At 36.7% G+C, this 14315-nt stretch carries 15 protein-coding genes; 12 read left to right on the plus strand and 3 right to left on the minus strand.

Annotated elements, in window-relative coordinates; translation table 11 throughout:
- Positions 1-24 precede the first annotated feature (24 nt).
- From DRF61_RS09515 to DRF61_RS09560, 10 genes are all read left to right on the plus strand, one after another.
- Positions 25-1005, plus strand: a complete 981-nt coding sequence (locus tag DRF61_RS09515) for a pyruvate dehydrogenase complex E1 component subunit beta (RefSeq protein WP_034709939.1) — start codon at positions 25-27, stop codon at positions 1003-1005.
- Positions 1006-1120: 115 nt separating this feature from the next.
- Positions 1121-3115, plus strand: coding sequence for a KUP/HAK/KT family potassium transporter (locus DRF61_RS09520; protein WP_111956370.1), 1995 nt, complete (start codon positions 1121-1123; stop codon positions 3113-3115).
- 68 nt (positions 3116-3183) lie between these two features.
- Positions 3184-3657 carry a Fur family transcriptional regulator gene (locus DRF61_RS09525; RefSeq protein ID WP_034706517.1) on the plus strand — a complete coding sequence of 158 codons (474 nt, stop codon included), beginning with the start codon at positions 3184-3186 and terminating at the stop codon, positions 3655-3657.
- Positions 3658-3660: 3 nt separating this feature from the next.
- Positions 3661-5394: an OstA-like protein gene (locus tag DRF61_RS09530; protein ID WP_111956372.1), complete on the plus strand. Its 1734-nt coding sequence runs from the start codon at positions 3661-3663 to the stop codon at positions 5392-5394.
- Between the two features lie 261 nt (positions 5395-5655).
- On the plus strand, positions 5656-6579 hold the full coding sequence (locus DRF61_RS09535) for a hypothetical protein (RefSeq protein WP_146897092.1): 924 nt from the start codon (positions 5656-5658) through the stop codon (positions 6577-6579).
- Between the two features lies 1 nt (position 6580).
- Positions 6581-7408 (plus strand): hypothetical protein, encoded by an 828-nt coding sequence (locus DRF61_RS09540; protein WP_111956376.1) that lies wholly within the window; start codon positions 6581-6583, stop codon positions 7406-7408.
- 2 nt (positions 7409-7410) lie between these two features.
- The gene (locus DRF61_RS09545) at positions 7411-8187 is read left to right on the plus strand and encodes a hypothetical protein (protein WP_111956378.1); all 777 of its coding nucleotides are present in this window, start codon (positions 7411-7413) and stop codon (positions 8185-8187) included.
- Between the two features lie 135 nt (positions 8188-8322).
- Entirely contained in the window at positions 8323-9498 is a 1176-nt protein-coding gene (locus DRF61_RS09550; RefSeq protein ID WP_111956888.1) for an aspartate aminotransferase family protein, read from the plus strand.
- 188 nt (positions 9499-9686) lie between these two features.
- The gene (locus DRF61_RS09555; RefSeq protein ID WP_111956890.1) at positions 9687-10073 is read left to right on the plus strand and encodes an START-like domain-containing protein; all 387 of its coding nucleotides are present in this window, start codon (positions 9687-9689) and stop codon (positions 10071-10073) included.
- Between the two features lie 77 nt (positions 10074-10150).
- Positions 10151-10960 carry an aminotransferase class IV gene (locus DRF61_RS09560; RefSeq protein ID WP_111956380.1) on the plus strand — a complete coding sequence of 270 codons (810 nt, stop codon included), beginning with the start codon at positions 10151-10153 and terminating at the stop codon, positions 10958-10960.
- 80 nt (positions 10961-11040) lie between these two features.
- Here the strand turns inward: DRF61_RS09560 and DRF61_RS09565 are convergent, their stop codons facing one another.
- Together DRF61_RS09565 and DRF61_RS09570 are read right to left on the minus strand one after the other, a co-directional pair.
- The gene (locus tag DRF61_RS09565; protein WP_111956382.1) at positions 11041-11622 is read right to left on the minus strand and encodes an N-acetylmuramoyl-L-alanine amidase family protein; all 582 of its coding nucleotides are present in this window, start codon (positions 11620-11622) and stop codon (positions 11041-11043) included.
- 106 nt (positions 11623-11728) lie between these two features.
- The gene (locus DRF61_RS09570) at positions 11729-12277 is read right to left on the minus strand and encodes a YqgE/AlgH family protein (protein WP_111956384.1); all 549 of its coding nucleotides are present in this window, start codon (positions 12275-12277) and stop codon (positions 11729-11731) included.
- Positions 12278-12301: 24 nt separating this feature from the next.
- On the opposite strand from DRF61_RS09570, the gene pdxH reads away from it, so the two are divergent.
- Positions 12302-12943, plus strand: coding sequence for a pyridoxamine 5'-phosphate oxidase (gene pdxH / locus DRF61_RS09575; protein WP_111956386.1), 642 nt, complete (start codon positions 12302-12304; stop codon positions 12941-12943).
- A 331-nt stretch (positions 12944-13274) separates the two neighbouring features.
- Here the strand turns inward: pdxH and DRF61_RS09580 are convergent, their stop codons facing one another.
- Positions 13275-13565 carry an HU family DNA-binding protein gene (locus tag DRF61_RS09580; RefSeq protein WP_002976900.1) on the minus strand — a complete coding sequence of 97 codons (291 nt, stop codon included), beginning with the start codon at positions 13563-13565 and terminating at the stop codon, positions 13275-13277.
- 398 nt (positions 13566-13963) lie between these two features.
- Between DRF61_RS09580 and panD the strand changes: the two genes are divergently transcribed.
- The gene (gene panD / locus DRF61_RS09585; RefSeq protein ID WP_111956388.1) at positions 13964-14314 is read left to right on the plus strand and encodes an aspartate 1-decarboxylase; all 351 of its coding nucleotides are present in this window, start codon (positions 13964-13966) and stop codon (positions 14312-14314) included.
- Position 14315: the final 1 nt, after the last annotated feature.

Genomic DNA, 14315 nt, shown 5'->3' on the forward strand with positions numbered 1-14315 from the left:
GTAGTCTAAATTTTTCAAATAAATATGGCAGAATATACTTTTCGTGAGGTAATTGCACAAGCAATGAGCGAGGAAATGCGTAAAGACGAATCCATTTTTTTAATGGGGGAGGAAGTTGCAGAATACAATGGTGCGTATAAAGCTTCAAAAGGAATGTTGGATGAATTTGGTCCTAAAAGAGTAATCGATACACCCATTGCTGAGCTTGGTTTTACAGGGATTGCTGTAGGAGCTGCGATGAATGGTAACAGACCAATTGTAGAGTATATGACGTTCAATTTCTCATTGGTAGGTATTGATCAGATTATTAATAATGCGGCGAAAATCCGTCAGATGAGTGGTGGTCAGTGGAACTGTCCTATCGTTTTCAGAGGACCTACTGCTTCGGCAGGACAATTAGGAGCTACACACTCTCAGGCGTTTGAAAACTGGTTTGCGAATGTTCCGGGACTTAAAGTAGTGGTTCCTTCAAATCCTTACGATGCGAAAGGATTGTTGAAAACTGCTATCCAGGATAATGATCCGGTTATTTTCATGGAATCTGAGCAGATGTATGGTGATAAAATGGAAATTCCTGAAGAAGAATATTATTTGCCAATAGGTAAAGCAGATATCAAAAGAGAAGGTACAGACGTTACTTTGGTTTCTTTCGGTAAAATCATGAAGCTGGCTATTCAGGCTGCTGAAGATATGGCTAAAGAAGGAATCTCTGTAGAAGTGATCGACCTTAGAACCGTTCGTCCTCTTGATTTTGATACTGTTTTAGCTTCCGTTAAAAAAACAAACAGACTGGTGATCTTGGAAGAAGCCTGGCCATTCGCTTCGATATCTTCTGAAATTACATATATGGTACAGCAGAAAGCATTCGACTATCTGGATGCGCCAATCAAGAGGATTACTACTCCTGATGCGCCTGCGCCTTACTCCGCTGCATTATTTGCAGAATGGTTCCCTAAACTTGAAAAAGTAAAAGAGGAGATCAAAAAAGCGATGTACGTAAAATAACTATTATAGAGAAAAACTTCCGAAAGGAAGTTTTTTCATTTATTCTATTCATGAAGAATAGTTCTCGACGTCATAAAATTAGTATAAATTTGCGCGTTTAAAAAAATAAGCTGATATGGCAGACCTTACAGAAGATGGTTATCATTTTGACATAAAGAAACTTTCTTTTATTGGAGTTTTAGTCTCTCTCGGAATTGTGTTCGGAGATATTGGAACATCTCCGCTTTACGTAATGAAAGCAATTGTAAATGCAAAAGACGGAGGTAGTAATATGCCTTTCAACGAATATATAGAAGGGGCGTTATCCTGTATCATCTGGACACTTACCCTTCAGACTACAATAAAATATGTGATCATTGCTCTAAGGGCAGATAACAAAGGGGAAGGAGGTATTTTAGCTTTATTCTCATTAGTTAAAAACCTTAAAAAAGGATGGCTATATCTTATCGCTATCATAGGTGCAGCAGCACTCATCGCGGATGGGGTGATTACGCCTTCACTTACAGTAATGTCAGCTATTGAAGGTCTGGAAATTTATAATCCCCATACACCTGTTGTGCCCATTACCATTGGAATTTTGATTGTGATTTTTGTAGTACAGCAATTCGGAACCAGTTTTATCGGGAAATTTTTTGGCCCTGTAATGGTTGTCTGGTTTTTAGTTCTAGGAGGTTTGGGAGTAATGCATTTAAGCGAAAATTTAGAAATTTTAAGATCTTTCAACCCTTACTATGCCTACAAGCTTATTGCTAATTCTCCAAGTGCAATTGTCATTCTTGGTGCTGTTTTCCTGTGTACAACGGGGGCAGAAGCTCTCTACTCGGACTTAGGACACTGTGGTGCCAAAAATATAAGAGTAAGTTGGGGATTTGTTAAGATCATGCTTATTTTAAACTATCTTGGACAGGGGGCATGGTTATTAACCAATCATGGGAAGCCTGGATTTTCTGTAATCAACCCATTCTTTGGAATCATGGAAGAGTGGATGATTGTACCAGGAGTAATTTTGGCTACTGCAGCAGCAATTATTGCAAGTCAGGCCTTGATTACAGGTTCTTTTACCATTTTCTCAGAAGCAATGTCTCTTAATTTATGGCCTAATCAAAAAATTGATTACCCTTCCGGAGTTAAAGGACAAATGTATATTCCAAGAATCAACTGGGGACTTCTTATTCTGTGTATTATTGTTGTGCTTCATTTTAGAGAATCAGGGAAAATGGAAGCTGCATATGGACTTTCCATTACAGTAACCATGCTGATGACGACAGTACTGCTGGTTTTCTGGTTGTTGAAGCATAGAGTAAGCAAAGTATTAATTGTACTTTTTGCTTTAGTTTATATGGCTATTGAACTAGGATTTTTCAGTGCAAATATCATCAAGTTCATGGAAGGTGGATGGATTACGGTTGTCCTGGCTGGTTCTATTGGAATTTCAATGTACGCATGGTATAATGGAAGACTGATAAAAACAAGATTTATCCAGTTTGTAAAAATAGAGAAATATGTTGCCATTATAAAAGACATGAAACTGGATGAAAGTATTCCCAAATACGCAACCAATCTTGCTTACCTGAGCAGAGCCAAAAGGAATGATGAAGTAGAATCGAAAATTATCTATTCCATCATCAAGAAGCAGCCCAAAAGAGCGGATCATTATTTTATATTAAGTATTGTTAATCAGGAAGATCCATATACTTTCAAATATACGGTAGACGAAATTCTGCCGGGAACCGTATACAAAGTCAATTTCCTTCTAGGATTTAAAGTAGACCGTAGAATCAATGATTATTTTAATATGGTACTGAAAGATCTTATGGCAGACGGAACCATTCCATCAAGAAGCAGTCATCCGTCCCTGAGAGCGCACAACATTCCGCCGGATCTGAAATACGTAATTATTGATAATACATATATCAACGATATACTTTTAACTGTTAAACAGAAGATTACACTCAATATCTACAATTTTGTGAAGTACATCGGAAGTGATGATTTCAAAGCTTGGGGGGTATCTTCTCACAACGTAGAAGTGGAGTCTGCCCCGATTACAGAGCTTACGGTTTACGATAACAAGATTGAGCAATCCGGCTTCTTCCGTCATAATTCCTAAAAACAAGGGGTAAGAAACCATATCGCCTATTTAAATAAAAATCAATAAATTTGTAGATAATTTTTTTGATGGATACAGTACAAAAAGAAAAAAATATTGCTTTGATTAAGGATGTTCTCCGAAACTATCTTTTAGAAAAGGGTTTCAGAAACACACCTGAACGATATACGATATTAGAAGAGATTTATAGTATGGATCATCACTTCAATGTGGATGATCTGTATCTTCTTATGATGCAGAAGAAATATCATGTTTCAAAAGCAACGATTTACAACACTATTGAAATTTTCCTCGATGCAGGTTTAATCCGTAAGCATCAGTTTGGAGAAAAAACATTGACCTCTTCATCTTATGAGAAGTCTTATTTTGATAAACAGCATGACCATTTGGTAATCTACAAAAAAGGCTCTGATAAGGAAATTGAAGAAATTATCGAATTCTGTGATCCGAGAATACAGGGAATTAAAGAAGCAATTGAAGAAGCATTTGGCGTAAATATTGATTCGCATTCGCTGTATTTCTATGGTACTAAGAATGATTAATCAATGAGAATAATCCTTTTTCTGTTAATTTTTATTTCTGCGTTCAGCTCCGCACAGGACAATAAAACTACGCAGATGGACCCTTATATCCAAAATAAAGCGAAACCTACACCTGCAGTAAGACCAGAAGATAAGGTGAAAATCATCCATTCCGATGAATTTAAAAAAGACACCAAATACGAAGGAAACCAGTACATGGTAGGTCATGTTCAGATAGAACATCAGGGATCTATTCTGTATGCTGATGAAGTTATTCTGTACAATGATCAAAGCCTTGTAAAAGCTATTGGCAATGCAAAGCTTCAAAATGCAGACGGCTCAGTGATTACTGCCCATGAAATGGAGTACAATGGGGTTACGCAGAAAGGAGTTGCTAAAAAAGATGTCGTTCTTACCGATCCGAAACAGACCATTAAAACCGACATTCTGTATTATGACAGGCTTGCCAACCAGGCGTACTTCAATACCGGAGGAACTATTTCCGATGCGCAGAATGTTATGTATACCAAATCTGCAACCTACTTTCTTGACACCAAAATGATCGACTTTGTTGGGAACGTTAAAATTGACAGTCCGGATTATATCATAGAAGGTCCCAATATCAAACAAAATCAAAATACAAAGGTTGCTGAGTTTTTTGGTCCTACAACAATTACCAACCGCGCCAATCCCAAAAACAGGATTTACACCGAAAGAGGAACGTATAGGATGGAAACTAAGGAGGCTTTCCTTAATAAAAATTCCAAAATTTTTTATAACGACAAGATCCTTACAGGAGATGATATGTATTTTAACAATATCACCGGGTTCGGTAAAGCAACCGGAAATGTTACACTCGATGATCCTATAGAAAAAAGATATATCAAAGGCGGTTACGGAGAAGTTTTTCAGAAAAAAGATTCTGCAATGATGACCAAGAGTCCCTATGCTGTTAAAATCATGGAAAAAGACTCTATTTACTTTGCAGCAGAAAAAATTCTTTCCTACCAGAAACCTGATTCAGCAGATATTACAATAAAGAAAAGCTTTTTAAGAGCTTACAAAAAAGCACGTATCTTCAAATCAAATGCCCAGGGGAGAGCAGATTCTATTGCATTCAATGAAACAGACGGCATCATGCATATGTATACCAACCCTATTCTTTGGAGTGGTGAAAAACAGGTAACAGGAGATAAGGTTGAAGCTTATTTTAATACCAAGACTGAAAATATAGACTCCCTTAAAGTAATTGGAAATGCTTTCGCAATCAGCAAAGTAGATTCATTAAACCTTAAAGATGAATTTAATCAGGTAAAAGGTAAATTTATGACCGTTTACTATGAAAATAATGATATTAAGGAAGCCAGAGTAGTAGGAAATGCACAGTCAATTGTTTATGTAGACGATGTAGATCAGGAAACTAAGCAGCCTCAGAGAATAGGAATTACCCTTTCTACCTGTGGGATCATTGGAGCTTTATTTGAAGAAAGAACCTTACAGATCATATCATGCAGTATAGGGGCCAATTCAGATACCTACCCAATGAGTAAAATAGAACCTGAAAAGAGAAAGTTCCCCGATTTTAATTGGAATACCAAGGACCGCATCAGAAAATGGCAGGATATCCTTGTAGACAGCCCTAATTATGAAGAAATAAAGTATTCCGCGGATAATGAACTGTTTAATCAGGCCCAGGAAGCAATAGACAAGGAAAGAGCTAAAGAAGAAGCCAAAAAGCCTAAACGGGTACGGAAATAGACTCAATATTTTTCAACAAAGAATAAAAAATCACCATTTTAAATCAAAAAATGGTGATTTTCTTTATGATGAAATGTGAAAATACGGTTGAAATGCAGTAAAATAATTGTTTTTTTTCAATCATTACAATAGATTATTTAGTTCTCGAATGCCGCTTTAAATCTATGTTTTGTTTTTTTCATTTTTTATTTAACATTTTTTTTTATGATTTAAGCTGTAATATTTTATAAATTTAAAGGAAGAATGATAAAAAAATTTAAAATGAAAATCGACTATTTCCTCTTAGTCCTTATTTGTTGCTTTATAAGGATTAACGCACAGGTTGGGATTTCGAAAGCTCCAGGTTTCCAACCCGACACAAGATCACTTTTACATGTAAAACAGGATGATAACGCAGCCAGATTGCCAAGGGCTAACACTGCTTCAGTACTGCCGGCATCTGCTACTGGTACCACAGGAAACGGAACTCAGGGTTCTATTATCTTCAACAAAGAAACAGGAAGTATTGTTCAGAATGACGGTACGGTATGGAAAATCTCAGATCCTATTGTCACGGCCTTAAAGAACAATAAAATGGCCCGTTTTATAAGAAGCGCTGCCATAACGGCAGATTGCGGAACGTGTGGATTGGGATGTGGAGGGGTAAACAGACTTTGCCCGCAAACAGGAGGAGCAATAGATGTTCCATTTACAAGTGCCAGCCCAAGTTATAATGATATTTCAGCAGATGTTTCTCTTGCATCGGCTACAAGTAATATTATTAATATCAAGACAAGAGGTTTGTATAAAATTTCTTTCAAAAGTGGAGCTATAGATGTTAAGACCCCGGCTTTGTGTGTAGGAGTAACAATTAATCTATACTCAAAGGTTGATTTGGAAACAAGTACTGCAGCAGCTCCTGCTACATGGAAGCCTATTACAAATAACACCACAAGTTCCACCAGCGGTGCATTATCCTTAGGAAGCTTATCTCCGGGAGCTATTGATGTAGGACAGTCATTAGTTCTTACTTATGTAGGCAGCTTTGAAGCAGGCGACAATTTAAGACTTAGGTTCTATGGGAACCAGAACATTGGAACAGGGGTTTGTACCGGCATTATTGGCGGAAATATATTGTCTTTTTCAATGAATACTACAGGAAACGCAGTGTCAGAAATCATTGTTGAAAAAATAAATATGCAATAAAATGAAAAAGATAATATTAATTTTAGTGTGTTTATTTCAATACGGCTTAAATGCACAGGTAGTCATTGGTGACAACATTCCCAGCAATCAGAATATATTAAAAATAAAAGACGGAACCAGAGGAGCAATACTTCCTTATTCCAATACCTATACCACTTTTCCTAAATATGATGCTGCATCACCGGATCTCTTTAGTGATTATCCTAACCTTGTAGGAGGGCTTATATATGATAAAGCCGACGATCAATATTATAAATACGATGGCTATGCCTGGAATCCTGCAAGACAGATACAGGGAATCTTTCAGCCTAAAGGTTCAAGATTGGGAATTTCTTCCGGGATTACAATCCCCTGCCTGGCTTTTGGTCTTGGAATATGCCTTTCCTTAGGATCTCCCCAGTATCTTGCACCGGATGATAAAAGCCAGGTTCTTGTTGATAACCTTCTTATGAAAAATGCAAGTTCGGTGACCATAAAACAAAATGGAATGTATGACGTAGCAGCAGCTCTAGGTTTTACCGGGGGCAGTGTGGGAGCCCAGATAGGTGTTACAGAATTTAAATTGACACTGCAGGTTAAATATACTCCGGCTTCGGCTTGGGAAACTGTTGTTACCAAGAGTAATTATTCTATTATATTTATCATTGATACTCAGGGAAGTAAAACATCCAGTTTTTCCCAAACAATATCCTTACCTGCTGGTGCAGAACTGAGAGTTGTTCCAACGATAACAACTATTGGGGGGTCCGGAGGATCTCTTGCTGCATACGGAACGGATAGCAGTTCTATCAACTCATATATTGGAGCTCGTTTAATTAAAGCTTATTAGTGATGAAAAAATATATATTCTGCCTGTTCTTGTTGGCATTAAACATGTACAGTGCGCAAGTTAGTTTTACAAACATACCCAATCCTGATTCTAATGCTAATGGTAACGATCAGGTAATGATGTATATAACAAATGTAAATGAAGCGACCGGAGTTAAAGGTTTTGGTTTACCCGCTGTGGAAACCGACACCGACTTACCCTATACCGGGATAAATGCTCCTGCCACAAGGATAGAAGTTTTAAGAGGTATGCTCATATTTGTGAAAAGTACAGGCCAGGTAATGGTATTCGACGGGCTTGTGTGGAGCAAAGCCTTTGAAATTGAATCTGATAATATTTCCAGGTTTACGATAAATCCTGTCAATACGACTTCAGGTTCTGTAATGTTGCCTATTAATTCCTTAATTGACAAGCCTAATTTTTTAGCAGATCCGTTAAAGCTTAAAACAAATGTTCCGACAACAGGTGCAGATCTAAACAGGCTTTATATCCGTCAAAGTGGTTTGTACAGAATTAATGTAAGCCTGAACTTTACAGGTGCTGCAGGTACATTTAGCAGCAGACTGGGAGCAAGTTTATATGTCAACGATGCCAAGAGATTCCAGCTTTTGGAAAATGCGGTGAATTTTGATGGCACGGTCAGAAAAATCAGCCTGGATTTTTCAGTGTATGCAGTTCAGGGACAGTATATTACTTTAGAGGCTATTTCTGAAGTCGGGGGAACAACTGCTTATAATGTGATTAACAACAGTTATGTAACAGTCGAAAAAGTACTTTAAATTAGTCTTCTACTTTTTATTATTTATATTAAATTACCCTTGAGATCATCAGGGGTGATTTTTTTATTCCCGACAGATAATTTCTACATGTGCTGAATCTTTTTTAGCTTTGCTGAAAATTTTTGCGAAATGGAAATGCATAAAGACTTTTTTATATATCAGGCACAGACCACAAAATTTGCCGCAGGTTTTGAAGTGGAAAAAGCAGAAGGAAGTTATATCTACGGAACAGATGGAAAAAAATATCTGGATTTCGTGGCAGGCGTTTCTGCCAATACTTTAGGGCATTCACATCCTAAAGTGGTGGAAGCCATTAAGGAGCAGGCAGATAAATACCTGCATGTAATGGTATATGGAGAATATGCACAGGAAAAACCTGTAGCATTGTGCAAACTTCTTGCAGAAGCCACCCCCGATCCCCTGGAAATTACCTACCTGGTAAACAGTGGGGCAGAAGCTATTGACGGAAGTCTTAAGCTGGCTAAGCGTTATACAGGAAGAGAAGAAATTGTTTCCTTTAAAAATTCATATCACGGTAACACGCACGGCGCATTGAGTGTGTCCGGAAACGAAACCCATAAAAGAGAATTCCGCCCGTTGTTGCCTATGGTCAGCTTTATAGAATTCAACAATGAAAATGATCTGGATAAAATTACAGATAAAACTGCCTGTGTGATTCTTGAAACCATTCAGGGAGCAGCAGGATTTTTAGTTCCGGAAGGCGATTATTTAATCAAGCTTAAAAGAAGATGTGAAGAAGTAGGTGCACTTCTGATCCTTGATGAAATTCAGCCCGGGTTTGGCAGAACCGGGAAATTATTCTCTTTCGAGCATTTCGGAATTGTTCCCGATATCCTTGTTATGGGGAAAGGAATGGGCGGAGGAGTGCCGGTAGGTGCTTTTATGAGCTCCAGGGAAATTATGGAAACCTTGTCACATTCACCAAAGTTGGGACATATTACAACATTTGGAGGCAATCCTCTAATTGCAGCCGCCAGTTATGCTACCTTGAAAGAAGTTTTAGAAAGCGGTCTGATGGATGAAACCGTAGAAAAAGAAAAACTGTTCAGAGAACTGCTTGTCCATCCAAAGATTAAAAATATCAACGGAAAAGGCTTAATGCTGGCCGTAAATCTCAGAACACCAGAATATACCCTTGAAGTGGCTAAAAAGTGTATGGAAAAGGGGCTTATTGTATTTTGGCAGCTCTACAGAAATGAATACATGAGAATTTCGCCGCCACTTACTATTTCGATGGATGAAATCAGACAGGGTTGCCAGATCATTCTGGATGTTTTAAATGAAAAATAGACGATAAAACTCTCCATTTTGGAGAGTTTTTTTATGTATTACATGGCAGTTTTTGGACTGAAAATTATATTCATAAAATATTTAAAAGCTGTGATAAATATCATGAAGATTCTTTAAAAAAATAACCGCTTTTTAGTGTAATAAAAAAATTAATTTATATATTGCGGGACGATAAAAACAAAGATTATATGGCTAAACATAAAGTCCATTACGAATTTCCAATGCATTGTTTATCAGAGATTTTATACGAATATCTGGCGACGGCAGAGGGATTATCTGAATGGTTTGCGGATGAGGTAACAGAGAAAGGCGATGATTTCTTTTTTAGCTGGGGAGGAGGACCTGCTGAAAAGGCCACTTTGATTAGATATAAGCCTGAAGGTTTCGTTCGTTTCAGATGGGAAGAAGATGAGGGAACTAAAAATTTCTTTGAAATGACTATCACAATAGATGATATTACAGAAGATTTGGCTTTAAATATTACAGATTTCTGTGAAGAAGGTGGTGAAGAAGAAAATGCACTGTATTGGGAAAACCTTATAGAAAACCTTAGAATAAAATTAGGTGCGGCATAAGCCGTACACTATTGAATGGTAAAACTGATGAACGATTTATCGTTCATTATTTTTTTATAAATAAATCACTTCAAAAATTGGAAAATCAATATTTTACATCAGACGGATTAAATGTAAAGAACAGAGCGTTCCTTTTGGGCGACGCAGTGAAGGTTTCTTTCTTCGTGAGAAACGGAGAATTGATTATGGATGAGGAATGTTATTTCTTCTTAATGGCCTCCATGAGAAAAATGAGAATGAATATTCCGCTTACCTATACCCTGGAATTTTTTCAGACCCTTTTTCATAAAGATGTTATTGATGGCAGAGGAATAAAAAATGGAATAATCAATTTTCAGGTTTTCAGAAATAATGATGCGGTGACCGTTTCAAAATCTTCCGTATCATATTTTTATGAAGTAACGGAATCGGACGATGTACTTGCGGTTCACCAGAGAGCACTGGAAATGGATCTTATCAAGGAAATCAATGTAAACAATAATTTGTTAAGCAATATCAGGGTTCATTGTCCGGAAAATATTTACGGAGGCATTTATGCGGAAGAAAATGATTTGGATGATGTCATTCTGCTTAATCCGAACAAAAGGATTGCGCGTACAACTTCCGGAAATTTATTATTTTTAGAAGGAAATGTCATAAAAGTTCCCAAGCAGTCCGAAGGGGCATACATCTCTCCTTTGATGGAGAATTTCGTGACTTTCTTACATAAAAATAACCTTGCCGATGTTCAGGAACATGAGATAATAGCTTTTGAATCACAAAAGGCAGAAGAGATTTTAATGATCTCTGATGAGAAAGGCATATTTTGTGTAGGTAAAATAAGAAATAAGACTTTTGAAAGTTCCCGTTTTATAGAAATGGTGGAAAGCTGGAAGAATAGTTTTTAAAATTGACAAACCCGGTAAACAACAAAGTACCCAAGTCCTTTACCGGGTTTTATTCTGAATAATCAGAAATTGTTTCTTATTTAGTATTCACGGATGATCTCTGTGAATTTTTGAGCGATTTCTTTCTGTCCGTTTTCGCTGGTAACATATTCCCTGTCTTTAGTATTATTAATAAAGCCAAGTTCTACCAATACTGCAGGAGCTTTTGTTTCTCTCAGCATGTGGAGATTACGTTCCTCGATTTTAGCGACATTAAATTTCTTTGAAATTTTTTCTGCAAGTTTTTTTGAGCCGTCAGTATTCTGAATATACACTTCAGTTCCCTGTTTTGGAGTTTCCTTGTGAGGACTGCTATTCATATGAAGAGAAATAACAATTTCAGGGTTCAGCTTGTTGATTATGGCTGTTCTATCCTGAAGGGTTGGAGATGTGTCAGAATCCCGCGTCAATACCACTTCATACTGATCATGATTTTCACTCAGTTTCTGGATCTCTCTGGCAATATTTATTGTAATATCTTTTTCGGAGAATTTATCGAATACTGACCCCATATCATTTCCGCCATGTCCGGCATCAATGACAATATACTTTTTATTGATAGGAGTAAATGATAAAAATGAAGCAGAAAAGACTGATAAAGCAAGTAATTTGATTCCTTTCATGTCAGTGGTTTTGGTTTTTCAAATAACGTGAATTCTTTCTTTAAAATTGGTTAACATAATCTTAAAATTTGTTAATGTTTTTAAAGTGTATCAGATAGGAATTCAGCTAGTTAAGAGAAATGTCTTCAGGGGAATTGGCCCATAGCAGATATTCCCCGCCGAGGTTCTGCATAATCGACTTCCAGAGGGTCTGATCATTAGGAAGTGTATAGTCTAAATTATAAATATCTACTACAGTCCACATCTTCCTCTGTATCTCATCATCCAGCTGTCCGGCAGACCATCCTGAGTATCCTGAGAAAATTTTCACATCATTGATGCTGAGTTCTTTATTAAGAACAGCACTGATAATGCTTTCAATGTCTTCCGTAATATAAAATCCCTTACTGATCTCAGAATAGACCTCCGTAACCTTTTTTTCTTTAACGATAAAAAAGACCTTGTCGTTTTCCACAGGACCACCATCATAAACCTCTATTTTGAAATCAAAAAAGTTTTTGAACTTACTACTCATCTGGCTGTTTTTTTTGTTCAATATCAAACCAAATGCCCCGCTTTCGTTATGCTCAACGATCAACACCACCGATCTCGAAAAAATATCGCCGGAAATGTCAGGTGTGGAAATTAATATTTTACCTTTGTATGAGTAATTCATACTCAAATTTAATAAAAAATATTTATGGAAAACCTGCACGACAAGAGAAAAGTGTATGAGAAATCCCAACTTATTGAAAGTGAGATAAAACAAAATCCCATTGAACAGTTTAGAGACTGGTTTCTCGAGGCCAGCAATAGTCCGGCGGTCTCAGAAGCCAATGCCATGGCTGTTTCTACTTTAGAGGAAGATGGATGTCCGAGGACCAGAATGGTGCTGCTTAAGGAATATACTTATGAAGGATTTATTTTCTATACCAACTATACCAGCAGAAAAGGAAAAGCAATAGAAAACAACCATAAGGCCTGTCTTAGTTTTTTCTGGCCAAATCTCGAAAGGCAGATCATTATTAAAGCAGATCTTGAAAGAATTGCAGAAAACCTGAGTGACGGATATTTCCATTCAAGGCCTAAAGGAAGTCAGCTTGGAGCGGTCGTTTCCCCCCAAAGTCAGGCAATTCCGAACAGGGAGTTTCTGGAAGAAAAGTTAAAAGAACTGGAAAAAGAATATGAAACCGGTGAGGTTCCAAGACCTGCTAACTGGGGCGGATATATTGCAAAGCCCTATGAGATTGAATTCTGGCAAGGAAGACCCAACCGCCTTCATGACAGAATTGTTTATCGGCTTGAAGACCTGGACTGGAAAATTTCTAGATTGGCACCATAGGAATTAGAAGCTAGAAATTAGAGATTAGAAGTTAGAGGGTGGATCCCGGAGGATGGGAGTTTTGATAGATTTATCAGAATTTGGTAGTCTTTATTCAAAGAACATTCCTGATCTCTTTAATCTTGAAAAATATCATTTAAAATTCAATAGGAGCGGGCTTTAGTCCGCTTTCAATTTATAAACAGTGAAACGGCTTTAGCCAAAACTTAAAGATCAGAATCACTTCTTTTTTGCTTCAATATTTCTGGATGACGGAGGTCCCGAAGCCATTTATATCCATAAAAAAAGACCATTTCCTTAGAAACGGCCTTTGAATTTTTAATCTGAATGATTATTTTTTCTTAGCACCAGAAACTGCATTAGATAAATCAGCTCCTGCTTTGAATTTAGCAACTTTTTTAGCAGCAATTTTGATTGGTTTTTTAGTTGCAGGGTTGATCCCTTGTCTAGCAGCTCTCTCAGCTACTGAGAAAGTACCGAATCCTACTAAAGAAACTTTTCCGTCTTTTTTCTTTAGAGTAGTAGTTACGTTACCAATGAATGATTCTAAAGCAGCTTTAGCTGCAACTTTAGTGATTCCTGCATCTTTTGCGATTGCGTCGATTAATTCAGACTTGTTCATAATTTTTAATATTAAGTTAGTTCGTAATTATAGCAAATATAATACTATTTTCTAATTGTGCAATTATTTTATTAAAAGTTATAAAATTTTTTTGCTTTTTGATGAAAACAGTTAAAATATGATAATTTCACTTTCCACGTAAAATCTACGTTACCGCTCACTAAAATCATGCCAAATGCTTATGAGTATTGACTTTAGCAAAAAATTAATATTATTTCCTGTATTTATTAAATCCTAAATTATGTGTAAAGAATTAATATTTTTACCGATATGTTTGTTGATTTTATAAATAATAGCCTGAAAGCTTGTGTAGTACAAAATTAAATGACTGGGTTTATGGGAGTTTTAAAATGATTTCAAAAGACCGATTTATTAATTTTTATTAATAAATTTGCAGAATGTTAATAGAAGTTTTCAAGTCTAAGATCCATAGGGTACGGGTTACGGCCTCAGACCTTAATTATATTGGGAGTATAACGATCGACGAAGATCTTATAGAAGCTGCCGGTCTGGTAGTAGGAGAAAGAGTCTATATCGTCAATGTGAATAATGGAGAACGTTTTGATACCTACATTATCAAAGGGAAAAGGAAATCCGGAGAAGTATGCTTAAATGGGCCTGCTGCAAGAAAAGTACAGAGAGATGATATTATTATCATTATTGCTTATGCACAGATGACACCCGAGGAAGCGAAAGTATTTCAGCCAAAAATTGTTTTCCCGGATGAAAAAACAAATCTTCTAACCTAGT

It is taken from the genome of Chryseobacterium lathyri (assembly GCF_003290185.1).
GTDB classification, from domain to species: Bacteria; Bacteroidota; Bacteroidia; order Flavobacteriales; family Weeksellaceae; genus Chryseobacterium; species Chryseobacterium lathyri.